Origin of the sequence: Aliiroseovarius crassostreae (assembly GCF_049803815.1) — a bacterium.
Taxonomy (GTDB): Bacteria; Pseudomonadota; Alphaproteobacteria; order Rhodobacterales; family Rhodobacteraceae; genus Aliiroseovarius; species Aliiroseovarius crassostreae_A.
The window spans coordinates 702,317-726,123 of the sequence record NZ_JBNAGI010000002.1 but is presented as its reverse complement, the minus strand read 5'-3'; the positions used below and the strand labels follow the sequence as shown (position 1 = coordinate 726,123).

The window sequence follows — 23,807 nt, the reverse complement described above, 5'->3', positions numbered from 1 at the left end:
GCATTGTCCTGATCGCGAATGACGTGACGGATGCGCGACGGGAGGTTGAGGCTGCGGAAGCCGAGCGGGCTGAGATGGAAGCGGCGCAAAGCCAGGTTGTTGATGCGTTGCGCGATGGTCTGAGCCAGCTGTCGGACGGTGATCTGACCATCAGCATTTCCGATCCCTTTGCCGAGAATTACGAACAGCTGCGCCATGATTTCAACCGGGCGGCTGAGAACCTCTTGTCCGCGATGCGCGGCGTGGTGGAAAATGCCGACCTGATCCAGGGCGAGGCGTCCGAGATTTCCAATGCGGCAGATGATCTGTCGCAACGGACCGAGAAACAGGCGGCCACGCTTGAGGAAACCGCTTCGGCGCTGGATGAGCTGACCTCGTCGGTGCGATCCGCCGCGGAAGGGGCGAGCCATGCCAATGAGGTGGTGGATACTGCGCGCCAAAACGCAGAAGCCTCGGGCGAGGTGGTGCGTGAAGCCGTGGACGCGATGGGCGAGATTGAAAATTCGTCGCAGCAGATTTCCAAGATCACCGGGGTGATGACGACATTGCCTTCCAGACCAATTTGCTTGCGCTGAACGCCGGGGTTGAGGCGGCCCGGGCGGGCGAAGCGGGGCGCGGATTTGCGGTTGTTGCCTCAGAAGTGCGTGCGCTGGCGCAACGCTCCTCTGATGCGGCACGCGAGATCAACGAATTGATCTCGGCGTCGGGCACGCAGGTGAAACGCGGTGTGCAACTGGTGGACCAGGCTGGGGCGGCCCTGGCAGGCATTGTCGAAAGTGTCAGTGAAATCAGTCGCAATGTCGGTGAAATTGCGGTGTCATCCCGCGAACAGAGTGCCGGGCTTGCCGAGATCAATGAAGCGGTGAACCAGCTGGATCAGGTGACGCAGCAAAACGCCGCCATGTTCGAAGAAACCACTGCGGCAAGCCATGCGCTGACCCGCGAGGCCCAAACCTTGAACAAGACCATGGGGCGGTTCAATACCGGGCATGCAGACGCTTCTCAGGCCGAGATCATTGAAAGCGATGCCTTTGCCACAAAAGAACCGGCCGCACCCGCCCAGGCGACGTCGCCTGGCCCGGTCCCCGCAACCAGGAGCGCTTTGGCTCATAACGCAGAACCGAGCATCGACGAGGACGATGGATGGGATGACTTCTAACAGGGCCGGGGCCATATGCTGAATAACAATATCAAAAAGGCGCGTGTGCTGATTGTCGATGACAGCGGTACAATGCGTGGATTGATCCGCATGGTGTTGGAGCAAGATCATCGCATCGAAGTGATCGGTGAGGCATCTTCAGCACAAGAAGCAAGAGACTTGGTCAAACGAAAAGCGCCGGACGTGATGACACTCGACGTTGAAATGCCAGGTATCAATGGGCTGGAGTTTTTGCGTAGATTGATGCGGGCACGTCCGATGCCTGTGGTGATGTTCTCTTCCATTACATCTGCTGGCAGTGCAGCCGCTGTCGAAGCTTTGTCCCTTGGTGCGATCGAATGCGTGCTCAAACCTGGTGTCGGAGGGAGCAAGAGCACCCTGCGCACTTTGCCGGAGACGGTTTGGGCAGCATCCAAGGCGCGTGTAGCAACCACAAGTAACTTACACGCCCACAAAAATGAATTGGGTCTGTCCCGCTGGAACGGGAAAATGGTCCTGATCGGGGCATCAACAGGCGGGGTGGAAGCGCTTGAACATGTCCTGTCCCAGATGCCACACAACTGCCCACCCATCTTCATAACGCAGCATATGCCAGAGCAATTTCTTGCAAAGTTTTCAGAGCGATTGAACAGAAGATGTAAACCAGCCGTGAGGCTGGCGCGGGACGGGGATGAGCCATCGGTGGGCCAGGTTTTGATTGCTCCTGGTGGAAAGACGCATCTGACGCTTGGATCCGGGAGTGCCTTCAAAACCCAAATCATGGAAGGGCCCAGGAAATCTGGACATCGACCATCAGTCGACAAAATGCTCCTATCCGCAATTGAACATGCGCCGCGAACTGTAGCCGTGATGTTAACCGGAATGGGGTATGACGGTGCGGAAGGAATGGCTGCTCTTCGCGGGGCCGGGGCGGTTTGTCTTGCCCAGGACCGAGAGAGCTCAGTTGTCTTTGGAATGCCCAAAGCCGCTTATGAAAAAGGTGGTGTGGACCGGCTTTTGCCACTACAGAAAATTCCCTCGGCGATTTTGAAAGCTTGCACGCGGGCAGAAGGGTAGAATTTGATGAAACACTCGATTCCAGCATCTACATCGCAGTCGCGTGTATACATTTCACAAGGTGAATTTGCGATTGAGACCGGCCATGACGCTATTATCGCGACGTTGCTCGGTTCATGTGTTTCGGCCTGTATCTGGGATGAAACGCGAAAGATAGGTGGGATGAATCACGTTTTATTCAGCGACGATACTGAAAATGCACAAGCGGTGTTTGGGCATGGGGTGAATGGTATGGAACTCCTGATCAATGGCCTTCTGCAAAGAGGGGCTTCCCGGAAAAATCTGAGATCAAAAGTGTTTGGAGGCGCGCGAATGATTGAAGGATTGTCGGATGCGGGGCTGCGGAATGGTGAATTTGTGATTGATTTCTTGAACCGGGAGGGCATCGAGTATGTTGGGGGGGATCTTGGTGGGGACAAGGCACGCCGCTTGGAATTCTGGCCTGGCAATGGGCGCGCCCGGCAAAAACTGATTGCGAAAGATGTTCCGCTGGTTAAGCCAGTACGCCGGCAAAGCAACGAGGTGGAACTCTTTTGATCCAGGTATCGCCCAAATCACGGTGAAGTTTCGTTTCAGAGATCTGGCCGAAGGTTCGCTAGAACCAAGTCACTTCGTCCGATTGGTTGTCATCGGCGTCATCGCTCACATCACCAAAAACCCGTTTTCGCAAGCTTTGAAGCGTCAACGTATTGGCCAATTCAGGTGCGGCCTTCAATGCTTCAGCCGAAGAAGTATTGACACCATCAATGAGCTTCGACAAATCCAGCAGTGTTTGCTGCAACCGGTCGATGTCTTGTAGAACGTGAATTTCAGCGCTCAGGTCAGGATGATGGGCACGATCCAGTAGCGAAGAAATGGCCCACTGGATTTCCAAGCTGAGTTGGGCCAGATCTCTTAACTCGTTCGCGGAGCGACCGAGGACGTGTTTTGCGACGTTGTGGGAAGGCGGATTGCTGTTTGCCGGAAGTTTTCTATGCATTGTCGTTCACAGTCTGCCCACGATCGCTTCGATCGCGCCGCGAAGCTGATCAGGCTGAAACGGCTTTTTGACAAAGTTGTTCATTCCAAGTTTTTTGCCATACTCGATGATTTCACGGTCAGCTTTCCCTGTAATCAAAAGAAATCCCACACCTTTGGTCTGCGGGGTTGACCGGAGCGCGTGCAGCAGTTGCAAGCCATTCATTCCGGGCATGTTCATGTCTGAAATGACCAGGTGAACCGGCCAACTCGATATTTTTTGCAACGCTTCTCGACCATCGGCCGCACTTTCAATTTGGCGAACACCAAACCCCTCCAACGCCTGCGTAATCAATCCGCGGCTGGTGGACATATCGTCGACGACCATTGTTCTAAGTTGGTCTCTGAGTGCCATTTTTTTTCCTTTGCCGTTTTGTAGGATGCTATCGGATTAACCGATAAGCGGTGCTGCCCTGGGTCTCAAAATGAGGAAGATATTTCTCGGATATGCGTTCTGAATGTCCGAGGAACAACCAACCTCCGGGCCTCAAAATATCGATAAACTTCTCCCACAACTGATCTTGTGTTGATTGATCGAAGTAAATCACGACGTTCCGACAAAAAACGGCATCGAACTTACCTTTCATTGGCCAGGCGCCAAGTAGATTAAGTTGCCGATAGGTGATGAGATTTCTTAGTCGTTCTTTTGCAGACCAGATGGGATCAGAAGTATTTGACGCCAGTCGATCAAAATACTCGCTTCTTTTGTCAACCGACAACCCTTCGAGCATTCTTTGCGGATACTCGAAGCGGCGCGCGTAATCGATGACCTTAGGGTCGATGTCTGTTGCCAGGATTTTGATATTTTTCAACCGGTTTGCCACGCCGCATTCATTGATGGTCATAGCGATTGACAGGGGCTCTTGTCCGTTGGAACAACCTGCTGACCAAAACCTGACGGGTTCGGTTGTCTGATCCCGCTTGGCCAGTTCTGGCAAAAGGTTCTCGCGGACAAGTTCGAAATGGTGATTTTCACGGAAGAAATGTGACACATTGGTGGTCAGCGCCGAGATCAGTTCGGTACGTTCATGAGTGCCATCCACACTTTGAAAGTAGTCACAATAAGCGCCGAAACTTGTGATTTTCAATGCGCGAAGGCGCCTTGCCAGACGCGTCCGAACCATAGCCGATTTGGTCGGCGCAATGGAAAGCCCCGCCGTTTCATAGGCAAATTCTGCGATCCGCTGAAACGAGCGTTCGTCCAGATCTGGCCCGGACAGGTGGCCAAAGCTCTCTTGCTTTTGTAGTGTCACGCGGCTTCCTCGTTGGATTCCGGAAGAACCGCATTTAGATCCAGGATACGGATCATGCGTTCATCAACAATAGTCAGGGCGGAAACAAAGTTGCGATCCTGGTCCGCCTGCATTTCGGGTGGTGGTTGCATTTCATCTTCGGAAATGGACAAGATATCAGAAACGGCATCCACCATGAGGCCCACGGTGCGCTCCCCAACAGCCACGACAATAATCACGTTCCGATCGTCGTTCTGATTGTGTTGCATTCCCAGACGTTTGGCCAGGTCCATGATGGGAAGTACGGTGCCCCTGAGATTTATCACACCGCGCACATAACTTGGCGAATGAGGCAGGGAGGTTGCCTGCGCCCCTCCGCGGATTTCGCGTACGCTCATGATGTCAACCGAATAATCCTGCCCGCCTACAAGGAAGGAAAGGAGTTCGATTTCATTGCCTTCGTTCTGGGGTTCGTTTGGTTTGATGCTTTCTGTCATGATGTTACCCTGCAAGTTGTTTCGAAGATGCGGCTGGTCGCGTACGACCGCTGGCTTGGGAAATCAGATCAACCGGATCCAGGATGAGGGCGATTTTGCCGTCGCCTAGAATGGTCGCCGCGGCGATGCCGGGAACGCGCCCATAGCTGTCTTGCAACCCTTTTATCACGACCTGCCTCTGATCCTCGATCGCATCCACAACCAGGGCAGCACGTGATCCATCTTCCTGGGTAATCAGAAGCACCACGAAGCCGGTGTAATCTGCGAGAGGCTTTCGATAACCCAGCTCTGCGCCCAGATCGAGAAGCGGAACAAACGTGTCCCTGATATTGACCACATGTGTTTCCGGCCCAAATTCCTGCAAATCAGATTGGGTCAATGTGAGCGTTTCCAGGATGGCGTTCAGCGGCACCACAAGGGTTTCTTTTGCGACGCTGACGATCATCCCATCCAGAACTGCGAGGGTAAGCGGCAGTGAAATTGAGAAAGTGGTCCCTTTTCCACGTTCTGACGAGATGGAAATACGACCGCCCAAGGCCTGGATAGCACTGCGCACAACATCCATACCCACACCGCGACCGGATAGGTTTGACACTTCGGTGGCCGTAGAAAAACCGGGCAAGAACAGAAGGTTGTCAATCTCACTATCCGTCAGTTGCAGATCTGCGGGGACCAGCCCCTTGTCGATGGCGATCTGGTGGACTTTCGGGCGATTGATGCCTGCCCCATCATCTGCGACCTCAATTACGACACGACCTGAACGATGCATCGCGGTTAGATAAACATGCCCTTCCGGAGATTTGCCCATCTCTTCGCGATCTGCGTTGCTTTCCAGCCCATGGTCAACGGCATTTCGGATCATATGAGTCAGCGGGTCGGCCAATCGCTCGATGACGGTTTTGTCGACCTCGGTGTTTTCACCTTCTGTTTTCAGACGCACATCTTTACCGATTGCGGCTGAGGCTTCACGGACAATGCGGCTCATGCGTTGGAACAGGGATTTCACCGGTTGGGCACGGATCATCATCACGCTTTCCTGGATGTCGCGTGTGAGTTGCAAAAACTCTTCCAATCCGGTGCGCACAGAAGAGTTGGGGGGGAGCCCCGCCTCTTCGACACTTTGCGTCAACATGGCCTGATTGATCACGATTTCGCCCACCAGATTTACCAGTCGGTCAATACGATCCAGGTCAACACGAACGGTGGCGCGTGGTGTGGTGGCGGAGCCGGTGGCCTTTGGGGATGGGGTCGGTTTTGCCGGCGCGGAGGATTTGGATTTTGCCGGGGCATTGTTTTCTTCTGCCTTTGGGGCGGCAGGGGACGGAGATAGGTCCTGGGGCGCAGTATCAGGCGCGAGACCCGAAGGGGGGGCGGGCGTCGCCGGTGCCGCCGCTTCCGGCGGGTCCGGCAGCTCGTTTGCAGCAGGTACGTCACCGAGGTCTTCCAGCGGAGGGAGATCCGGCAGGGCAGGGGCGTTGATGCCTGCCATTTCTTCCGAGATTTCCGAAATGGTGAGCGAGCATATGCCCTCTACAAATTCAAAAACCTCCTTGATCGAGGCCTCGCCTTCCGAACTGGTGAGGGTGATGGTCCATTTCATGTGACCCTGATCATGGTCAAGCGTATCCAGCCCGGGCAGGGAAGATGTGTCGCAATGCACTTCCATCTCTCCCAGGTCGCGCAGGGCGCGGAGCAAAAACAGGGGTTCGTTGCCCAGTGAGTAGAGTGCGGCCTCTGGTTCAAAAACAATTTCGTACCGCGGATCACCAGAGGGTGGCGCAGGAAGATCCAGATCGGGAAGGTCGAAGGACAGGGTGGTCGGTTGGAAATCAACTTCCTCCTCCTCTTCCTCTTCTTGCGTATCTCCCAGGAGGGCCTCCAGTTCGGCCAGAACCGGGGTGGAGCGACTGGGATCATGCGGTTCATCATCGCGTGCTTCGCGCACCAGATCCGCAAGAATGTCACTGCATTGGAAAAACAGCTTCAGCGCTTCGTGATGGGCCTCCAGTCGGCCGGCCCGCACCTCATCGAGGGCATTTTCAAACTTATGGGCAAATTTTACGAGCTCATCGAGGCCAAATGCCCCGGCGCCGCCTTTGATCGAATGCACAGCACGGAAGACAACATTGACGGTTTCGCTATCCGCCTCGCCGTCGTCCATCGATTGCAACCCGTCTTGCAGGCCTTCCAACAGTTCTTCGCATTCGATAAAGAATGATGCCTTGATTTCGGCCATGGGATCCGACATGTGCTTTACCCCGCTACCATTTTCAGTGCTTTGATCAGCTTGGTCGGATCAAAGGGTTTCACGATCCAACCGGTGGCCCCGGCGGCGCGGGCGCGGGTTTTCATTTCATCCGCGCTTTCCGTTGTCAGAACCAGAATGGGAATGCCTTTGAACTTGTCCTGGGCGCGCACGGCATCAATGAAACCAAACCCATCCATTCTGGGCATATTGATATCTGTGATGATTGCGTCTGGCGGGGGCATGTCTTCGAGCACTTCAAGCCCGTGCACGCCGTCCTCTGCCAACTGAATTCCGATCCCTTCGCTGGATAGGGTCAGGCGCACCATGTCGCGCATTGTGCGGCTATCGTCTACGGCCAATACCTGCATGTTAAGCGGCCTCCCAATTGGTCAAGCTATCTGCTGAAAAGCCGAGCAAGGTCAGTTGATCGTCGCAGTCGTTTGAGGGGTTGATGAGGGTCAGGGAATGGCCGTCTTCTGCCCAGGTGCGCGCAGCGGCGCGCAAGACCTGCGCTGATAAAGCGCCGAGCTGCATGACATTTGATGCGTCCAGCGCCAGATCCTGCCCACGGTGCGACAGCAATGTTTCTTTCAGCGGACCTGCAGCGCGCATATCAAGCTTGGCGTCTAATGATATTGTCACGTTACTCATGTCAGCCCTCCCATGGTGCGGATGCAAATCTGTGTCACAAGATGCCCTTTCACTAAACCGGATAGGGAATGTGTAGAGCAGGGAGGGTTAAGATTGGCTTACGGAAATTGCGTTTTTGCCGGGCTCTGGATTGGGGGGCAAATTTGTGCCCTCAACGCTGTGTCAAAAGGCGGGATGCCCCGATCAGCGCGGCAAAATCATTGTCCAGAACGGAAATTGGAAACCGTTGAAGGTAAGTCGAAAACCGGCCCTTGTCGTAAAAATCTTCGACAAAACCAGCCTGTTTCAAAAAGGGGGCGCTTGCCCGGGCCAGGCCACCTGCCAGGACGATGCCGCCAAAGGGAAGATGGGTCAGCGCCAAGTCCCCAACGACCTGGGCCAAAACCTTAGAGAAAAGAAGAAAACAATCGCGGGCGTGCGGTTCTCCTTGCTGCAACGCGTGTAGAATATCTGCAGAAGATCGGTTGCCCGGTATGCCCCTTTGGCTGCGGATAAACCGATCACAGTTTTCCAACCCGCGCCCCGAGAGCGCATCTTCGATTGCCGCAAAACCCAGTTGGTCGGTCAGATAAGTGGCGAAGCGAAACCCGGTTTCACCCTGCACCGGCAGGCCTGCATGTCCACATTCCGCAGGGGGGACCAATGGCAGGCCAGAGCGGCGGAACACGGCGGCACAGTTGAACCCGGTTCCGATGCCGATCACCAGCTGCGTGGCGGTTTTCAGGGGGGGATCGGGATTGGCGCCCGAGGTGACCAAGGGGCAAAGATCCTGCGGATCCAGCAAATCCAGCGCCAGCCCCTGCGCCTGCAGGTCATTGAGGACATGGCTTTGCCCCGGATCTTCAAGGTGGCAGCAATTGGCAAGCTCCTCTTGCGAGATCGCCCAGCCAAGATTTGTCAGCTGCCCGGCACCGCCAGAGACCGGGCCAGCAATGGCCACAGCGGCCCCGGCACATCGGGTGACATTCAGTCTGTCCTGATAGGTGATCAGCACATCTTGCAGACGGTCATGCCCGGCGTTGGACAGTTTGACCACGCTTGAGGCGTCAATCTTCCCTTTCCTGACCAGGGCCAGCCGGGTGTTGGTGCCGCCCACATCTGCAACCAGAAAGGGGTGGGTCATCGGCGCTCCAATGCGGTTTTCAGCCAATGATAAGAGGACTTTGGATGTCGCTCCATGCTGTCATAATCCACATGAACAAGGCCAAAGCGCGGGGCATAGCCATGTGCCCATTCAAAGTTGTCGAGAAGGGACCAGCTGTAATAGCCCTTGATTGGCAGCCCGTCGGCCACCGCGTGCTTGACCTGTTCCAGATGGGCGGACAAATAGGCAATCCGGTCGGGATCGAACAGAGGATCCCCGCCCAGCTCCACCGCGCCAGCCATGCCATTTTCGGTGATATAGATCGGCAGATCACCGGTGAACTCCCGTGCCACCATGTCGAGGGCAATCCGCAGCCCTTCGGGATAAACCTCCCACCCAAGGGCCGTCTTGGGTAAGGGGCCGGGGACCTCTTGGGCTCCGGGCCAGGGGCCGTCTGCCGCGATATAAAGTTTGCGCGTGTAGTAGTTGATGCCGATCCAGTCGAGCGGGGCAGTGATCACGTCGAAATCCTGCTCCCACCCCGTTGGCAGGTAGCGGCCTAATCCGTCCAGAACCAGATCCGGATACCGACCCAGAAACATGCCGGACAGGAAAAACCGATTATAGATGGCATGGTGCCTGTCCGCGGCCCTGCGCGAGGCGGGGCTGTCATCTGCGGGTTGGGCGATTTCCAGATTGCAGATCGCCCCCAGATTGCGTTGCCCCAGATCGCGCATCACCTGAATGGATTGCCCATGGGCCAACAGCACGTGATGCATGGCGCGCGCGGTGGCCCGGATGTCGCGCAGGCCGGGGGCATGTTGCCCTTCGAAATGGCTCAGCCAACTGACGCACCAGGGTTCGTTGATGGGCGCAACGGACCAGAGCCGGTCGCCAAACCGGTCCATCACCAGGGCGGTGTAATCTGCAAACCAGCTGGCAATATCGCGGTTGCGCCATCCCCCGCGATCGGCCAGTTCGCTGGGCAATTCCCAGTGATACAGCGTGGCCGCGGGCTTGATCCCACGTTCCAGCATGCCGTCGATCAGCCGGTCATAATGATCCAGCCCCAAGGCGTTTGGCGAACCAAACCCCTGCGGAAGGATGCGCGCCCAAGACAGGGAAAAGCGGTACACGTCGAAATTTCCATCACGCACCAGATCCAGATCTTCCTGCCAACGGGACAGGTGATCACAGGCCACCGCTCCGGTCTCTGCGCGGGTCACATTGCCGGGGGTATGGGCGAAATCATCCCAATGGGTGGACCCGGCATTTCCCCGCCCATGACCTTCAATCTGATACGCGGATGTCGCTGCGCCGAACAAAAAGTCAGGTGGGAAATCAGAGCGATGCAGGGCGATTCTCATGTTCTTACTGACCCTTTCGAGGCAGAGGGCCAGTCGAGGTGCCCAGGGTCAATTCGGCCTCCAGCATCACGTCGTGTGGGGTGTCCCGGCCTTCGATCATTGCCAAGAGCATTTCGGCAGACCTGCGACCGGCCTCGCGCACCGAGGAGCGTGTGGCGGTGTAAACAGGGATCTCAGCCCCATTGCGGAAATAGCTCAGCTCGTCGTCATGGGTGATCAGCGAAACATCCCGCCCCATAGTCAACCCAAGCTCTTCGATCCCCCGGCGCACCCCGATGGCGGTGATGATCGAACTGACCAAGATCGCCGTCGGCGGTTCATTACGCGACAACAGGCTGCGGGTCACATCATGGCCCTGGGCTTCGGTCATCTCGCCGGTGAAATGAAGCTCCGGATCGGGGTCGATCCCACGCGCCCGCAGCGCGGCCTCATACCCCGCGCGTCGCCGGATGGCGAAATCCATATGCTCCAGCCCGTTCACAAGTGCGATGCGGCGGTGCCCGAGATCCAGCAGGAAATCCGTGGCGCGATGAAAGGCGCGTTTGTTGTTCACATCCACCCAAGGGTAAGGGGTGGGGCAGTTCGAACTGCGCCCATGCACAACAAAGGGCAGCTCCAGCGATTTGAGAAGCGGAATGCGCGGGTCATTTGCGCGCGGACCATGCAGAATGATCCCGTCCACGTTTCCCTTGGTGCGAAAGCTGCGGTAAGCGGCTTCTTCATCCTCGTCTGACACAACGGACAAGAGCATGTCATATCCGTTCCGGGAATAGACCTCGCCTGCGCCCGAGATGAAGTCGGCAAAGACCGGGTTCACCATCTCGTGCCGGGACCGCACAGGGATGACGTGCCCAATCGCGTGCGCCCGCCCGGTGGCAAGCGAGCGCGCCCGCATGTTCGGGGCGTATCCATGGGCCTGAGCGGCGGCCTGAACCTTTTTTCGCGTGGCATCTGACACTTCCGGATAGCCGTTCAACGCACGGCTGACGGTGGTGGGGGAGAGGCCCAGAAGGTCGGAGAGCTGTTTCAGGTTCATGAGGGTATTCAAACCGTTTTGGAAAGACTGCCTTGATATTATGAAGGAGACAAGATTTCGTCAAACGCAAAGAAAATATCGTTAAATCAATAGTATGATTGCAAGAAATGTGACGCCATGTGGAATCGTTGACAGGAATCAAAAAAGCAGACAGGCTAAAGTCGTCAAACCGCTTTGGGATACAGGATATGTTGCCCATGGCGGCATCATGCGTCAGACCTAAAATGACGCATTTGGGAGGATGTTGGAGATCATCATGAAACAGTTTCTTTATGCTGGCGTTGCCGGGATCGCACTGGTTGCCAATGGCGCATTTGCCGATGGGCATCTGAAATTCACCCCGGGTGAAGGCGCCTTTACCTGGGACAGCTACGAGGCGTTGAAATCCATGGACCTGTCCGGCGAGGTGATTACCGTTGCCGGGCCGTGGCTTGGCCCGGACAAGGAGCTGGTGGAAAGTGTGATTGCCTATTTCGAAGAGGCCACGGGGGCTGAAATACAATATAACGGCTCGGACAGTTTCGAGCAGCAGATCGTGATTGATGCCGAAGCTGGCAGCCCTCCCAACATCGCGATTTTCCCCCAGCCGGGCCTCGCGGCTGATATGGCCTCAAAAGGTCACCTGACTCCCTTGCCGTCCGCGACGGCGGACTGGACCCGTGAAAACTATGCTGCGGGGCAAAGCTGGGTGGATCTGGGGACCTATAAAGGGGCAGATGGGCAGGACGCGCTTTACGGGTTCTTCTACAAGGTCGATGTGAAATCGCTGGTCTGGTATGTGCCGGAAAACTTCGAAGATGCCGGGTATGATGTGCCGCAAACGATGGAAGAGCTGAAGGCGCTGACCAATCAGATCGTGGCCGATGGGGAAACGCCCTGGTGTATCGGTCTGGGGTCGGGGGGGGCCACCGGCTGGCCCGCGACCGACTGGGTCGAAGACATGATGCTGCGCACGCAGACGCCGGAGGAGTATGACGCATGGGTGGTCAATGATCTGAAATTTGATGACCCGAAAGTCATTGCCGCGATCGAAGAATTCGGTGCCTTTGCCCGCAATGACGCCTATGTGGCCGGGGGCGCCGGCGCCGTGGCCACCACCGATTTCCGTGACAGCCCGCAGGGGCTTTTTGCCTCGCCGCCGCAATGCTACATGCACCGTCAGGCAAGCTTCATTCCCACATTCTTCCCAGAGGGCACCGAAGTGGGGGTGGATACAGATTTCTTCTATTTCCCGGCCTATGAGGGCAAGGATCTGGGCAAGCCCGTTCTGGGGGCCGGCACCGTCTGGTCGATCACCAAGGACAGCAAAGGCGCACAGGCCTTTATGACATTCCTGCAATCGCCGATTGCCCATGAGGTCTGGATGGCCCAGACCGGGTTCCTCACCCCGCATAAAGGCGTGAACACCGGGGTCTATACCGATCCCACCGTGGCAAAGATGAATGACATCCTGCTGAACGCCGATACGTTCCGGTTTGATGGCTCTGACCTGATGCCGGGCGCCGTGGGGGCAGGTGTGTTCTGGACGGCTATGGTGGACTACGCCGGGGGCAAAGATGCCGCGTCGGTCGCCAGCGAGATCCAGCAAACCTGGGACTCGATCAAGTAAACCACATCGGCGGGGCATCTGGAAAACCGGGTGCCCCGATTGTTTCCCAGGGAGGGGTGTATGTCGCAAATTATCACAGCCGCCAGCACGATCCTGATCGGGGTGTTTGGCTGTGTGGCGTATTTCTACCTCTCCAACCTTGCTCTGGACCGTATTTTTCCGGGCAAAGGCCCCAATGCGGGGCGCAACCTGCGCCGGTCCTCACTGATCCGGCCCTGGCTGTTTTTGCTTCCGGCTCTGGCGGTGCTGTCGCTTTACCTTGTCTATCCGGTGTTCCAGACCTTTTGGCTGTCTTTGCATGATGCGCGGGGCGATTGGGTGGGGCTTGGCAATTACACCTGGCTGGCGGGGGATGCAAAGTTTCACGAAAGCCTTGTGAATAATGTGCTTTGGCTCATTGTTGTACCGGCTGGGTCGACCTTTTTCGGCCTTGTTGCTGCGGGGCTGACCGACCGGATCAAATGGGGATCCACCGCGCAGAGCCTGATTTTCATGCCGATGGCGATCAGCTTTGTCGGGGCTTCCGTGATCTGGAAGTTTATCTATGATTTTCGCGGCGAAGGGCAGGGGGAGCAGATCGGCCTTCTAAACGCGGTGGTCGCGCTGTTTGGCGGTGACCCGCAGGCCTGGATCACGTTGCCCTTCTGGAACTCGTTTTTCCTGATGGTGATCCTGATCTGGATCCAGACCGGGTTTGCCATGGTGATCCTCTCCGCCGCCCTGAAGGGGATCAGCGAAGAAACGATCGAGGCCGCCTATCTGGATGGGGCCAGCCCGCTGCAGATCTTTTTCCAGATCAAGATCCCGCAGATATGGGGCACCATTGCCGTGGTCTGGACCACCATCACCGTCACTGTTCTGAAAGTCTTCGACATCGTTTTCGCCATGACCAACGGCCAATGGGGCACACAGGTTCTGGCCAATCTCATGTATGACTGGATGTTTCGCGCCAATGATCCGGGGCGTGGATCGGCGATTGTGATGGTGATCATGCTGTTGGTCACGCCGATAATGATCTGGAATATCCGCAATGCGCGCAAGGAGATGCGTTGATGGCGATGGCTGGGCAGAAATCTCGTTTGAGCCTTGTTGTGAACGGGGCGGCGGCGCTGTTGGTGCTGTTGTGGATCATCCCGACTGTGGGCCTGTTGGTCAGCTCGTTCCGGGACCGCGATGCCATTTCCGTGTCCGGCTGGTGGAGCGCCCTGTCTGCCTCTGAACAGGTGGTGATGGTCCGCGCACCGGCGCCTGATCAGGCGGTCGAGAAAGACGGGGTTTGGACCGTCTCGGGCAATGTGTTCGGCGGGCAGGGTGGCACGCTGACGGCCTTCGGGATCACCTCGAAGGAGCCAGCCGCTTTCAAGGTCGGCGACAGCGCAACCCATAAACGGGGGCACCAAATCACCGTTCAGGAAAACGGCGACTTCTCAGTGGTTTACCCGGAGAAACCCGATGGCAAGCGTGGGCAACGGATCTTTGCCCTGGCCTCCTCGCCACCCTCAGGCACATTCGACAACTACACTCAGGTCCTGTTCGCCGAGGGCATGGGAAAGAGCTTTCTCAACACTTTCACCGTGACCATCCCGGCCACCGTGATCCCGGTGCTGATTGCAGCCTTTGCAGCCTATGCTTTGGCGTGGATGGAATTGCCCGGTCGCGCCCTTCTGATTGCGGGTATTGTCGGGCTTCTGGTGGTGCCGCTGCAGGTGGCCTTCATTCCGCTTTTGAAGCTCCATAACGGGATTGGGCTGGGCAAGGATTACCTCGGCATCTGGCTGGCCCATACGGGGTTCGGCATGCCGCTCGCCATATACCTTTTGCGCAACTACATGGTCGGCCTGCCCGGAGAGATCATCGAAAGCGCACGGGTCGATGGGGCCACGGATTTCGAGATCTTCCGCACCATCATCCTGCCGCTGTCTTTCCCGGCGCTGGCCAGCTTCTCGATCTTTCAGTTCCTTTGGGTCTGGAATGACCTCCTAGTGGCCAAAGTGTTCCTTGGCACCAGCGAAGAACAGCTGGTGATGACGGGCCGGATTGTAGAGATGATGGGGTCCCTGGGCGGCGATTGGGGGCTGCTCTCGGCCTCGGCTTTCATCTCGATCGCGGTGCCCATCGCCGTCTTCTTCTCATTGCAACGATATCTCGTGCGCGGCCTGTTGGCCGGCTCGGTCAAAGGGGGATAAGCGTCTTATGAACGCGCAGACAAGCACGGAACTCACCCATCTTGCCAAGGAGGCCGACTGGTGGCGTGGCGCGGTGATCTATCAGATCTATCCGCGCAGTTTTCAGGATGACAATGGTGACGGAGTGGGGGATCTGGCCGGGATCACCCGACGCCTGTCATATGTAGCCTCGCTTGGGGTTGATGCGATCTGGATCTCGCCTTTCTTCACATCGCCCATGAAGGATTTCGGTTACGACGTGTCGGATTACTGCGACGTGGACCCGATGTTTGGAGAGCTCGCTGATTTTGATGCGCTGATCTCGGCAGCGCATGGGCTGGGGCTGAAGGTGATGATTGATTTGGTGCTCAGCCACACGTCGGACCAGCACCCGTGGTTTGTGGAGAGCCGGGCCAACCGCAAAAACGCCAGGGCAAACTGGTATGTCTGGGCGGACGCCAAACCCGATGGCACCCCGCCGACCAATTGGTTGTCGATCTTTGGTGGGTCGGCCTGGCAATGGGATGCGCGGCGGCTACAATATTACATGCATAATTTCCTGACCTCGCAACCGGATCTGAACTTTCACGAACCCGACGTCCAAGACGCGCTTCTGGACGTGGCACGCTTTTGGCTGGAACGAGGCGTCGACGGGTTTCGGCTCGATACCATCAACTTCTACACCCATGACGATCAGCTGCGCGACAACCCGCCGCTGGCCCCGAATAAACGTTCGGCCAATACGGCGCCCGCGGTGAACCCTTACGGCTATCAAAGCCATATCTATGACAAGTCCCGCCCGGAAACCCTTGATTTTCTGCGCAAACTCCGCGCGGTGATGAAACCCTACAATGCCGCAGCCGTGGGCGAAGTTGGCGATGAAGAACGCGGGCTTGAGATCATGGGGCAGTATACTGCCGGGGATGATTTGATGCAGATGTGCTACGCGTTTGAGCTGCTCGCAGGTACACGCCCCGATGCAGAATATATCGCCAAGGTGATGCAGGATGTGATGCGTCTGGCCGGGGACGGCTGGCCCTGCTGGGCGTTTTCCAATCATGACGTTCAGCGCCATGGCTCGCGCTGGTCCCTCGGCCCGGCCGCGCAACGTGCCTTTGCAACGCTTCTGATGTGCCTGCGCGGATCGGCCTGCCTTTATCAAGGCGAAGAGCTGGGCCTGCCCGAGGCAGAGGTCGCCTATGAGGACCTACAAGACCCCTATGGGATCGAGTTTTGGCCCGAATTCAAAGGCCGCGATGGATGCCGCACCCCGATGGTCTGGGACGCGGACGCACCGCAGGGTGGATTTTCAACCGCTGATCGCACATGGCTTCCGGTTTCGTCTGAACATCTGGCCTTGGCACCCGACGTGGCAGAGGAGGATCAAGGCAGCTTGCTGCATCATTATCGCCATGTCATTGCCCTGCGCCACGCCCATCCGGCCCTGAGCAAGGGGGAAATGACTGGGCTACTGGTTTCCGGCACGGTGGTCAGTTTCCATCGCAGCCACGATGGGGAAGAGCTGTTTTGTGCGTTCAACCTGTCCGATGCCCCGGCAGGGATCGCAATGCCCGATGGGGTCTGGACCCCGGTGGACGTGCTGGGGGAAGGTCTTGGTGAACTGCCCGGCTGGGGTGTGATGATCTTGAAGCGGAGCGTGTGATGGCGGATTTGAACCTGACCGATGTGGCGAAATCCTATGGGCCGGTGGATGTGTTGAACAATATCAACCTCGACATCAAAACCGGCGAGCTGATCGTTTTTGTTGGCCCGTCCGGCTGCGGAAAATCCACCCTTCTGCGCATGATTGCGGGGTTGGAAACCATCACGGGCGGCACCCTTGAAATCGACGGGCAGAAGATGAACGATGTGCCACCCAGCCAGCGTGGCATCGCCATGGTGTTCCAAAGCTACGCGCTTTATCCGCATATGAGCGTCTATGACAACATGGCCTACGCGCTGAAAATCGCAAAGCGCCCGAAGGACGACATCGATGCGGCCGTGCACGGTGCCGCCGCCAAATTGCAGCTCACCGAATATCTTGATCGTCTGCCCAAGGCGCTGTCGGGCGGGCAGCGGCAGAGGGTGGCCATTGGCCGGGCGATTGTACGCGACCCCAAGGTCTACCTGTTTGATGAACCGCTCTCAAATCTCGATGCGGCCCTGCGGGTGGCGACGCGGATCGAGATTGCGCAATTGAAAGAGGCCATGCCAGACAGCACGATGATCTATGTGACCCATGATCAGGTCGAGGCGATGACGTTGGCCGACCGGATTGTGGTTTTGGCCGACAAGGGCATCGCACAGGTCGGCACGCCGCTGGAACTTTACGAACGCCCCCAATCGGAATTTGTCGCACAGTTCATCGGCAGCCCATCGATGAACCTGATACCGGGTAAAATCACCGGGGTTGGCCCGTCCACCGAAGTTGCGCTGGACGGCGGGGGCAGCGCGCGGGCGGATCTTGCCACCACGGATGCCGATCTGGGCAAAGAGGTGAAGGTGGGGCTGCGCCCGGAAGATCTGACCCTGACGGATCAGGCGCCTGCACTGATCGGCAAGGTCGAGCTGGTCGAAGCGTTGGGGGAGGTTACCTTGCTGTATCTTCCCGGCAAAAACGGTGAACATCTGATCGCCAAACTGCCCGGCATTCACGATGGGCTAAAAGGCCAGGACGTCCGTCTGGGCATCGCGCCGGAAAAAGTGCAAATCTTCCACAACGGCAATTCTCTGCGCCGCTGATCTCTTTTCCTTGTTGCAAATATCCCGGGGTGAGGCCGGATGGCCGAGGGGCAGAGCCCCTGACCCCGCCCGCCGCAGACGCCGAGCAATTTATTGCGAGAAACCCGCGCGCGCCAAGCTCATCACAACTTGCCCATTTCCACGGTGATTGATATTGCGGGGGACGACTTTTGAACGAGAGGACTTTCCCATGCGGGCCGAAGCTCAGAAAAACGTGGATGCCATCGAAAAATCCCTGGCGCTTCTGCGCGAGCGGATCGGGTGGGAGACCGCTGAACACCGGCTCGAAGAGTTCAATGCCATGACCGAGGATCCGGATCTGTGGAATGATCCGGAGCGCGCACAGAAACTGATGCGCGAGCGCCAGTCGCTGATGGATTCGGTCAACAGCTACAAATCCATGGCGCAGGAGATGCAGGACAATATCGACCTGATCGAACTGGGCGAAATGGAAGAGGATAACGAGGTTGTCGCGGATGCCGAAGACGGTCTGAAAGCATTGGTCGAAAAAGCCGCCGCAGCCGAGCTTGAGGCGCTTCTGGACGGTGAAGCGGACAGCAATGATACCTTCCTTGAAATCAACGCGGGCGCTGGCGGAACTGAGAGCTGCGACTGGGCGTCGATGCTGGCGCGCATGTATGTGCGGTGGGCCGAGGCGCATGGATATAAGGTCGAATTGCAATCGGAAAGCGCGGGCGAAGAGGCGGGGATCAAATCCGCCGCCTACAAGATCTCCGGGCACAACGCTTATGGCTGGCTGAAATCGGAAAGCGGCGTGCATCGACTGGTGCGCATTTCGCCCTATGACAGCGCCGCCAAGCGCCATACGTCCTTCAGCTCGGTCTGGGTTTATCCCGTGGTCGATGACAATATTGAAATCGAGGTGAACCCGTCGGATATCCGCATCGACACCTACCGGTCGTCGGGCGCGGGTGGCCAGCACGTGAACACCACCGATTCCGCCGTGCGGATCACCCACTTGCCCACCGGGATCGTCACCACCAGTTCGGAAAAATCCCAGCACCAGAACCGTGACATCGCCATGAAGGCGCTGAAATCGCGGCTCTATCAAATGGAGCTGGATCGCCGCAACGCTGCCATCAACGAGGCGCATGAAAACAAGGGGGATGCGGGCTGGGGCAACCAGATCCGCTCTTACGTGCTGCAGCCTTATCAGATGGTAAAAGACCTGCGGACGGGCCATGAAACCTCGGACACCAAAGGGGTTCTGGACGGCGATCTCGATGCCTTCATGGCGGCGGTTCTGGCACAGGATGTGGCCGGGAAATCGCGCGCCGAGGCCAATGCCGAAGACTGAACCGTCTGATTTGAACAAATGCACAGGGGGCCTTCTGGTCCCCTTTTTTATTGCTTTCTCGTCAGAAGTTTAAATTCACATGTTCAGAAACTTGACGGGAGGCATTTCCCCCGCAACACTCTTTTTACGCGCGACATAAAAAGAACACGTGCAGGGAGAGAGAATGACCGATGTAGTGCAGTTGGAGGCCTCTGCGCCGCCTAGTATTCAACAGATTGATATTTCAGATGTAACCGCAGCGCTGAAAGCCGGTTGGGCGGATTTTCGGAAGGCCCCTGCCTTTGGCCTGTTTTTTGCACTCTTTTACGTGCTGGGCGGGATTGTGCTTTATCTGGAATTTGAGGTGATGGGGCAGAGCTACTGGATCATCCCTGTCGCCTTCGGCTTTCCCTTTCTCGCCCCCTTCCTTGCGGTCGGGCTTTACGAGGTCAGCCGCCGGTTGGAACGCGGGCAAGAGCTTGATTGGGCCGCGATCCTTGGGTCGGTGTTCAATCAAAAAGACCGTCAGTTCCCATCCATTGCCGTGGTGCTGATCATGGGGTTCCTGTTTTGGATTTTTGTTGCCCATATCGTGTTCATGCTGTTCATGGGGCTGCAACCGATGACCAATATCACCTCGAATTGGCAGGACGCGCTGATCAATCGCAATGGGATTTCCATGCTGGCCGTCGGGTCGTTGGTGGGCGGGGCGATGGCGTTTGTGGCCTTTTCAATCACCGTGTGCAGCCTGCCGATGCTTCTGGATCGCGAAATGGATTTCATCTCGGCGATGATCCATTCGTTTCAGGCGGTGGTGCAGAACCTTGTGCCGATGGTGATCTGGGGCGTGATTGTGTCCATCCTGTTGGTGCTGGGGATGCTACCCTTGTTCCTTGGGCTGTTTATCGCTTTGCCCGTGCTGGGCCATGCCACATGGCATCTGTATCGCCGGACGATGCGGTTTGACGATTAAGACCCTGGTCGGGTGTGAGGCCCTCACCGTCAAAAAAAAGGCCGCCCATCGGGGCGGCCTTTCTGCTTTCCGGTTTGGAAAACCTTATTCCTTGGGGGCAGCCTTCTGGGCCGGGGCTGCCGGGGTTGCAGGCGCGGCCTGTGCCGGGGCTCTGCTACCTTTGGACAGCGGGTCGTCCTGACGTTGTACCGAGCCTTCGAAATGCGCACCGCTTTCGATCGCAATGGTCTTGTGGATGATGTCGCCTTCGACACGGGCGGTGGAGGTCAGGCGCACTTTCAGCCCACGCAGACGGCCAATGATGCGGCCGTTGATCACAACGTCATCGCCAACCACTTCGCCTTTTACCGTGGCACCTTCGCCAACGGTCAGCTGGTGGGCGCGAATGTCACCTTCGACGGTGCCTTCCACGATGATGTCACCGGTCGACCGAACGTCGCCCTTGATCACCAGGTCGGACGACAGGGTCGATGCGGGCGGTTTCGCCTTGGGGGCCGAGGCCGGCGGTGCCGACGGGGTCGGGATCGCGGGTTTTTCGGCAGCGGCCGGTTTCACTTCGGTTTCACCGGCTTTCGGGCCCGGTTCATTGATCCTGGATTTAGAAAACATCTCGTCCTGCCTTGATGTAAATCATCGGGTTGATGGGCTTGCCGCCCACACGCACCTCATAGTGCAAATGCGGACCGGTCGAACGCCCGGAATTTCCAATATCACCGATTCTGTCGCCGCGCGATACCCTTTGCCCCTTTTTAACACGAATGGCAGATTGGTGCGCATAGCGGGTCTCGATCCCAAACTCGTGCTGGATCTTGACCAAACGCCCATATCCCGAACTCCAGCCCGCAAATGTGACCACCCCATCGGCGGGGGCATAGATCGGCGTGCCAATCGGGGCGGCGAAATCAGTGCCGTTGTGCATGCGGCCCCAGCGGCTGCCAAATCCTGATGTGAAGCGGAAGCCCGACTTCACCGGCATATCAAACGGCATCTTCTGGGCGGCGATGCGATACAGGTTCATGCGATCCAGCTTGTTCAGGATCTCATTGGCGCGGGCCGCATCCGCATCCGGTTCGCCCCCACGGGTCGATAGGATCAGCGGCGTCATCGGGCCACCTTGCCCGGAATAGCCACGTTTGATCTGACCAAGGATGTGATCGACCGACATGCCTGATTTGCGGAACATCTTGTCCATCGGTTCCATCGACACCGACACAGCGTCTTCCAACTGACGGAAGATCTGGTCATTGCGCTCATCGCGCAGGCGGCGTTCATAGAACATTTCCTGGACGTATTGCTCGGCCTCGGCCGACTTCTCTGCCAGCATATCGCGTTCGGCTGCGGTGTTTTCCAACGCAGCGGTCAGGAAGCCAACCGTGTCACGCGCCTCGGCGGGCAGGGGCGCGGCCTGCCGTTCAGAGCCGCTTTGCTCGGCAATCATGGCCTCCAGGCTGGTGCGGGCCTCGTCGCGTTCGCTCAGCGTGCGGCGCAGGGTGCCCTGAATGACACCAATGCCTTTTTCCAATTCACGCAGCCGTTCTTCCGAGGCAAGCAATGTGCTCTGCATGTCGGAAATTTCATCCAGTGCAAGTGCAAAGCGTTCCTGGGCTGACGCTGCTTCCTTGGCGCGGGTATCGCGTTCATGTGACAGGGATTGCAGGCGTTGTTCATAAAGGATCTTGTCGCGCTGCGCCTGTTCGCGCAGGTTGCCCGACCCGATGCTGTCCATCAGCAAAACGGCCGTGGCAATGATCGACCAGGCGATAAAGGCGGCCGATACGGTCCAGCCCACGGCCTGCGTGACCGGGGACAGGCGGATGAACCGCGTGCCATCTTCCGATCGCAAGAACAGGCGCTGTTCCGGAAAGAACCGTTCCATCGCGTGGTTCAGCTTGTCTATCAGACGTGTTTTCAATCCAGACCTCGTTTGCCACCCTTCAGGGCTTTCCCGTTCCCCGGCGTCCAGTCCCGTGTCATGTCCCACATGCCGGGCGGGGCTGTTGATCCACCCTCTCTGGCGCACGCGAAGTGATTAGCGTGAGACCCGGCTTGGCGCAAGAAAATTTGGTGTTTCGGGTGTTTATGTCGCAAAACACGCGGGATGCTGCCGATCTGGCGCTAAAGGGCGCGCGCCAGACGGGCGAAGGTTGCGCGTGATCGGAAGGGGGACACCCGTGATCTAGCGCGGCGTGCCCCGGTTGCGTTCCGGTGTCTCTTCGGCCAGGGGCCAATAGAAATCGGGCGGCAATCCGGCCTCGGCGCGCTTTTCCTCGTTGAAGGGTGGTTTCAGGGCACCGTGAAAATAGGTGCGGACCAGACGGTGAAATTCGTCTTTCGGATCAAGCTCATGGCGCCCACAAAGGAAGTGAAACCACTTCGATCCATAGGCCACATGACCCACCTCTTCGGCATAGATCACGTCCAGCGCCGCCACGGTGTCGCGGTCTTTGGCGGACCGGAAAATATTGATCATGCCGGGCGTCACATCCAGACCGCGCGCCTCCAGCACCATCGGCACCACGGCGAGCCGTCCCATGATGTCATCTTTCGTGTCTTCAGCAGCGCGCCACATACCGGCATGGGCCGCAAGCGCGCCATAATGGCTGCCAAGCGCTTCAAGCCGATCGCATACAAGGTTGAAATGGTTTGATTCTTCATCCGCCGCCCTGACCCAGTCATCATAGAACCCAACCGGCATTTTCACATGGCAGAAGCGCGCAATGATATCCCAGTGCAGATCCACGGCATTGAGCTCGATATGCGCCACGGCGTGCAAAAGGGCAATGCGCCCTTCGGGGCTGCCGGGGCGGCGTTTGGGCACATCTCGCGGGTCTTTCAATTCGGGCTTATCCGGGCGGGCCGGAAAGTCAGGGGGCGAGGCTGTGCCAATGGCCGCGGGCAGATTATCAAACGTGCCAGCATCGCGGGCGGCAAACCAATTCGCCGCGTAACGTCTTGAAAGCGCGCATTTTTCGCGCCCATCTGCGGTGCGCAACACCTCTTCGGCCATCTGTGCCAATGGCTTCGAAAGCTCGTTGTCGGCTGCGCTCATTTTGCCACCAGGGCGCGGGTTGCTTCCAGCACCGCTTCGGCATGGCCCTTGACCTTCACCGGGCTCCAGACCTGGGCAATGACCCCATCCGCATCAATCAGAAAGGTGCTGCGTTGGATGCCCAGATAGGTGCGGCCATAATTCTTCTTCTCGCCCCAGACGCCATAGGCTTCGCAGATCTGCGTGTCTGCATCCGACAATAGAGGCACGGTAAAACCCTGCTTGGCGCGAAAGTTTTCATGGCGCTTCAAGCTGTCCTTCGACAGGCCGAAAACCTGTGCGCTGAGGGTTTGAAATTCCGGCAGCAGGGCCGAAAAATCATGTGCCTCGGTGGTGCAGCCAGGGGTGCTGTCTTTTGGATAAAAATACAAAACGACGGGGCCGCCTTTCAGTTTGGACAGCGACACCGGGTCGCCTCCATCCTGAGGCAAGGTGAAGTCTGGCGCTTTTGTGCCTGTTTCCAAGGGGGTTATCTGCATCTCTTGGCATCCTTACCGGTGGGGTTTAGAAAACTCAGGCTTTCGTTTTACGGCCAAAAAGCGCAAGATGAAAGCACCCGACCGGTGCAAGGAAAAGACTTGTTCAAAAAATCAAGACATCGGCGGGTGAGGGCATTGGGCAAGGA

Annotated in this window: 24 protein-coding genes and 1 pseudogene; 11 read left to right on the top strand and 14 right to left on the bottom strand. The window is 57.4% G+C overall.

Features of this window, described 5'->3' with window-relative positions; all coding sequences use genetic code 11:
* The 4 genes and pseudogenes from ACP15V_RS09245 to ACP15V_RS09230 form a co-directional block, all read left to right on the top strand.
* Positions 1–575: pseudogene (locus ACP15V_RS09245) on the top strand (chemotaxis protein); the annotation flags it as partial.
* Positions 563–1,159, top strand: a complete 597-nt coding sequence (locus ACP15V_RS09240) for a methyl-accepting chemotaxis protein (RefSeq protein ID WP_424943379.1) — start codon at positions 563–565, stop codon at positions 1,157–1,159. The pseudogene ACP15V_RS09245 and the gene ACP15V_RS09240, both read left to right, overlap by 13 nt.
* A 15-nt stretch (positions 1,160–1,174) precedes the next feature.
* A complete protein-coding gene (locus ACP15V_RS09235) occupies positions 1,175–2,215 on the top strand; it encodes a protein-glutamate methylesterase/protein-glutamine glutaminase (protein WP_424943378.1) in 1,041 nt (346 codons plus the stop codon).
* A 6-nt stretch (positions 2,216–2,221) separates the two neighbouring features.
* A complete protein-coding gene (locus ACP15V_RS09230; RefSeq protein ID WP_424943377.1) occupies positions 2,222–2,752 on the top strand; it encodes a chemotaxis protein CheD in 531 nt (176 codons plus the stop codon).
* Between the two features lie 58 nt (positions 2,753–2,810).
* Here ACP15V_RS09230 and ACP15V_RS09225 read toward each other — a convergent pair whose 3' ends face one another.
* The 10 genes from ACP15V_RS09225 to ACP15V_RS09180 all read right to left on the bottom strand — a co-directional run bounded on the left by ACP15V_RS09225 (position 2,811) and on the right by ACP15V_RS09180 (position 11,347).
* On the bottom strand, positions 2,811–3,194 hold the full coding sequence (locus ACP15V_RS09225) for a hypothetical protein (RefSeq protein ID WP_424943376.1): 384 nt from the start codon (positions 3,192–3,194) through the stop codon (positions 2,811–2,813).
* A gap of 6 nt (positions 3,195–3,200) precedes the next feature.
* Positions 3,201–3,587, bottom strand: coding sequence for a response regulator (locus ACP15V_RS09220; RefSeq protein WP_424943375.1), 387 nt, complete (start codon positions 3,585–3,587; stop codon positions 3,201–3,203).
* 28 nt (positions 3,588–3,615) lie between these two features.
* On the bottom strand, positions 3,616–4,485 hold the full coding sequence (locus tag ACP15V_RS09215) for a CheR family methyltransferase (RefSeq protein WP_424943374.1): 870 nt from the start codon (positions 4,483–4,485) through the stop codon (positions 3,616–3,618).
* Positions 4,482–4,961, bottom strand: coding sequence for a chemotaxis protein CheW (locus ACP15V_RS09210; RefSeq protein WP_424943373.1), 480 nt, complete (start codon positions 4,959–4,961; stop codon positions 4,482–4,484). Before ACP15V_RS09210 ends, ACP15V_RS09215 begins: the two co-directional genes overlap by 4 nt.
* Before the next feature lie 4 nt (positions 4,962–4,965).
* Positions 4,966–7,209 (bottom strand): chemotaxis protein CheA, encoded by a 2,244-nt coding sequence (locus tag ACP15V_RS09205; protein WP_424943372.1) that lies wholly within the window; start codon positions 7,207–7,209, stop codon positions 4,966–4,968.
* A gap of 5 nt (positions 7,210–7,214) precedes the next feature.
* The gene (locus ACP15V_RS09200) at positions 7,215–7,577 is read right to left on the bottom strand and encodes a response regulator (protein WP_424943371.1); all 363 of its coding nucleotides are present in this window, start codon (positions 7,575–7,577) and stop codon (positions 7,215–7,217) included.
* A gap of 1 nt (position 7,578) precedes the next feature.
* Positions 7,579–7,860 (bottom strand): STAS domain-containing protein, encoded by a 282-nt coding sequence (locus ACP15V_RS09195; RefSeq protein ID WP_424943370.1) that lies wholly within the window; start codon positions 7,858–7,860, stop codon positions 7,579–7,581.
* Positions 7,861–8,011: 151 nt separating this feature from the next.
* Positions 8,012–8,983 carry a glucokinase gene (locus tag ACP15V_RS09190; RefSeq protein ID WP_424943369.1) on the bottom strand — a complete coding sequence of 324 codons (972 nt, stop codon included), beginning with the start codon at positions 8,981–8,983 and terminating at the stop codon, positions 8,012–8,014.
* On the bottom strand, positions 8,980–10,305 hold the full coding sequence (locus ACP15V_RS09185) for a GH1 family beta-glucosidase (RefSeq protein WP_424943404.1): 1,326 nt from the start codon (positions 10,303–10,305) through the stop codon (positions 8,980–8,982). Before ACP15V_RS09185 ends, ACP15V_RS09190 begins: the two co-directional genes overlap by 4 nt.
* A 10-nt stretch (positions 10,306–10,315) precedes the next feature.
* Positions 10,316–11,347: a LacI family DNA-binding transcriptional regulator gene (locus tag ACP15V_RS09180; RefSeq protein ID WP_424943368.1), complete on the bottom strand. Its 1,032-nt coding sequence runs from the start codon at positions 11,345–11,347 to the stop codon at positions 10,316–10,318.
* Positions 11,348–11,603: 256 nt separating this feature from the next.
* On the opposite strand from ACP15V_RS09180, the gene ACP15V_RS09175 reads away from it, so the two are divergent.
* The 7 genes from ACP15V_RS09175 to ACP15V_RS09145 all read left to right on the top strand — a co-directional run bounded on the left by ACP15V_RS09175 (position 11,604) and on the right by ACP15V_RS09145 (position 20,133).
* Positions 11,604–12,956 carry an ABC transporter substrate-binding protein gene (locus ACP15V_RS09175; RefSeq protein ID WP_424943367.1) on the top strand — a complete coding sequence of 451 codons (1,353 nt, stop codon included), beginning with the start codon at positions 11,604–11,606 and terminating at the stop codon, positions 12,954–12,956.
* A gap of 60 nt (positions 12,957–13,016) precedes the next feature.
* Complete coding sequence (locus ACP15V_RS09170) at positions 13,017–14,009, top strand: carbohydrate ABC transporter permease (protein ID WP_424943366.1); 993 nt, start codon at positions 13,017–13,019, stop codon at positions 14,007–14,009.
* Entirely contained in the window at positions 14,009–15,142 is a 1,134-nt protein-coding gene (locus ACP15V_RS09165; protein ID WP_424943365.1) for a carbohydrate ABC transporter permease, read from the top strand. Before ACP15V_RS09170 ends, ACP15V_RS09165 begins: the two co-directional genes overlap by 1 nt.
* Positions 15,143–15,149: 7 nt before the next feature.
* Positions 15,150–16,784 carry an alpha-amylase family glycosyl hydrolase gene (locus ACP15V_RS09160; protein WP_424943364.1) on the top strand — a complete coding sequence of 545 codons (1,635 nt, stop codon included), beginning with the start codon at positions 15,150–15,152 and terminating at the stop codon, positions 16,782–16,784.
* Positions 16,784–17,863: an ABC transporter ATP-binding protein gene (locus ACP15V_RS09155; protein WP_424943363.1), complete on the top strand. Its 1,080-nt coding sequence runs from the start codon at positions 16,784–16,786 to the stop codon at positions 17,861–17,863. Before ACP15V_RS09160 ends, ACP15V_RS09155 begins: the two co-directional genes overlap by 1 nt.
* Before the next feature lie 190 nt (positions 17,864–18,053).
* Positions 18,054–19,181, top strand: coding sequence for a peptide chain release factor 2 (gene prfB / locus ACP15V_RS09150; RefSeq protein ID WP_424943362.1), 1,128 nt, complete (start codon positions 18,054–18,056; stop codon positions 19,179–19,181).
* Between the two features lie 163 nt (positions 19,182–19,344).
* On the top strand, positions 19,345–20,133 hold the full coding sequence (locus ACP15V_RS09145) for a DUF2189 domain-containing protein (protein ID WP_424943361.1): 789 nt from the start codon (positions 19,345–19,347) through the stop codon (positions 20,131–20,133).
* An 84-nt stretch (positions 20,134–20,217) separates the two neighbouring features.
* Here ACP15V_RS09145 and ACP15V_RS09140 read toward each other — a convergent pair whose 3' ends face one another.
* The 4 genes from ACP15V_RS09140 to bcp all read right to left on the bottom strand — a co-directional run bounded on the left by ACP15V_RS09140 (position 20,218) and on the right by bcp (position 23,661).
* Complete coding sequence (locus tag ACP15V_RS09140) at positions 20,218–20,742, bottom strand: polymer-forming cytoskeletal protein (protein ID WP_424943360.1); 525 nt, start codon at positions 20,740–20,742, stop codon at positions 20,218–20,220.
* Positions 20,732–22,045 carry a DUF5930 domain-containing protein gene (locus ACP15V_RS09135; RefSeq protein ID WP_424943359.1) on the bottom strand — a complete coding sequence of 438 codons (1,314 nt, stop codon included), beginning with the start codon at positions 22,043–22,045 and terminating at the stop codon, positions 20,732–20,734. The genes ACP15V_RS09140 and ACP15V_RS09135 overlap by 11 nt, the downstream gene beginning before the upstream one ends.
* A 264-nt stretch (positions 22,046–22,309) precedes the next feature.
* Positions 22,310–23,182, bottom strand: coding sequence for a ferritin-like domain-containing protein (locus ACP15V_RS09130; RefSeq protein WP_424943358.1), 873 nt, complete (start codon positions 23,180–23,182; stop codon positions 22,310–22,312).
* Positions 23,179–23,661 carry a thioredoxin-dependent thiol peroxidase gene (gene bcp, locus ACP15V_RS09125; RefSeq protein ID WP_424943357.1) on the bottom strand — a complete coding sequence of 161 codons (483 nt, stop codon included), beginning with the start codon at positions 23,659–23,661 and terminating at the stop codon, positions 23,179–23,181. The genes ACP15V_RS09130 and bcp overlap by 4 nt, the downstream gene beginning before the upstream one ends.
* Positions 23,662–23,807: the final 146 nt, after the last annotated feature.

Bases quoted from the DNA above. Each gene is read 5' to 3' on its own strand.
- ACP15V_RS09195 (WP_424943370.1), bottom strand. From the start codon at position 7,860: ATGAGTAACGTGACAATATCATTAGACGCCAAGCTTGATATGCGCGCT.
- ACP15V_RS09200 (WP_424943371.1), bottom strand. From the start codon at position 7,577: ATGCAGGTATTGGCCGTAGACGATAGCCGCACAATGCGCGACATGGTG.
- ACP15V_RS09205 (WP_424943372.1), bottom strand. From the start codon at position 7,209: ATGTCGGATCCCATGGCCGAAATCAAGGCATCATTCTTTATCGAATGC.
- ACP15V_RS09190 (WP_424943369.1), bottom strand. From the start codon at position 8,983: ATGACCCACCCCTTTCTGGTTGCAGATGTGGGCGGCACCAACACCCGG.
- ACP15V_RS09180 (WP_424943368.1), bottom strand. From the start codon at position 11,347: ATGAACCTGAAACAGCTCTCCGACCTTCTGGGCCTCTCCCCCACCACC.
- ACP15V_RS09225 (WP_424943376.1), bottom strand. From the start codon at position 3,194: ATGCATAGAAAACTTCCGGCAAACAGCAATCCGCCTTCCCACAACGTC.
- ACP15V_RS09160 (WP_424943364.1), top strand. From the start codon at position 15,150: ATGAACGCGCAGACAAGCACGGAACTCACCCATCTTGCCAAGGAGGCC.
- ACP15V_RS09130 (WP_424943358.1), bottom strand. From the start codon at position 23,182: ATGAGCGCAGCCGACAACGAGCTTTCGAAGCCATTGGCACAGATGGCC.
- bcp (WP_424943357.1), bottom strand. From the start codon at position 23,661: ATGCAGATAACCCCCTTGGAAACAGGCACAAAAGCGCCAGACTTCACC.
- ACP15V_RS09230 (WP_424943377.1), top strand. From the start codon at position 2,222: ATGAAACACTCGATTCCAGCATCTACATCGCAGTCGCGTGTATACATT.
- ACP15V_RS09175 (WP_424943367.1), top strand. From the start codon at position 11,604: ATGAAACAGTTTCTTTATGCTGGCGTTGCCGGGATCGCACTGGTTGCC.
- ACP15V_RS09170 (WP_424943366.1), top strand. From the start codon at position 13,017: ATGTCGCAAATTATCACAGCCGCCAGCACGATCCTGATCGGGGTGTTT.
- ACP15V_RS09210 (WP_424943373.1), bottom strand. From the start codon at position 4,961: ATGACAGAAAGCATCAAACCAAACGAACCCCAGAACGAAGGCAATGAA.
- ACP15V_RS09220 (WP_424943375.1), bottom strand. From the start codon at position 3,587: ATGGCACTCAGAGACCAACTTAGAACAATGGTCGTCGACGATATGTCC.
- prfB (WP_424943362.1), top strand. From the start codon at position 18,054: ATGCGGGCCGAAGCTCAGAAAAACGTGGATGCCATCGAAAAATCCCTG.
- ACP15V_RS09235 (WP_424943378.1), top strand. From the start codon at position 1,175: ATGCTGAATAACAATATCAAAAAGGCGCGTGTGCTGATTGTCGATGAC.
- ACP15V_RS09145 (WP_424943361.1), top strand. From the start codon at position 19,345: ATGACCGATGTAGTGCAGTTGGAGGCCTCTGCGCCGCCTAGTATTCAA.
- ACP15V_RS09155 (WP_424943363.1), top strand. From the start codon at position 16,784: ATGGCGGATTTGAACCTGACCGATGTGGCGAAATCCTATGGGCCGGTG.
- ACP15V_RS09165 (WP_424943365.1), top strand. From the start codon at position 14,009: ATGGCGATGGCTGGGCAGAAATCTCGTTTGAGCCTTGTTGTGAACGGG.
- ACP15V_RS09140 (WP_424943360.1), bottom strand. From the start codon at position 20,742: ATGTTTTCTAAATCCAGGATCAATGAACCGGGCCCGAAAGCCGGTGAA.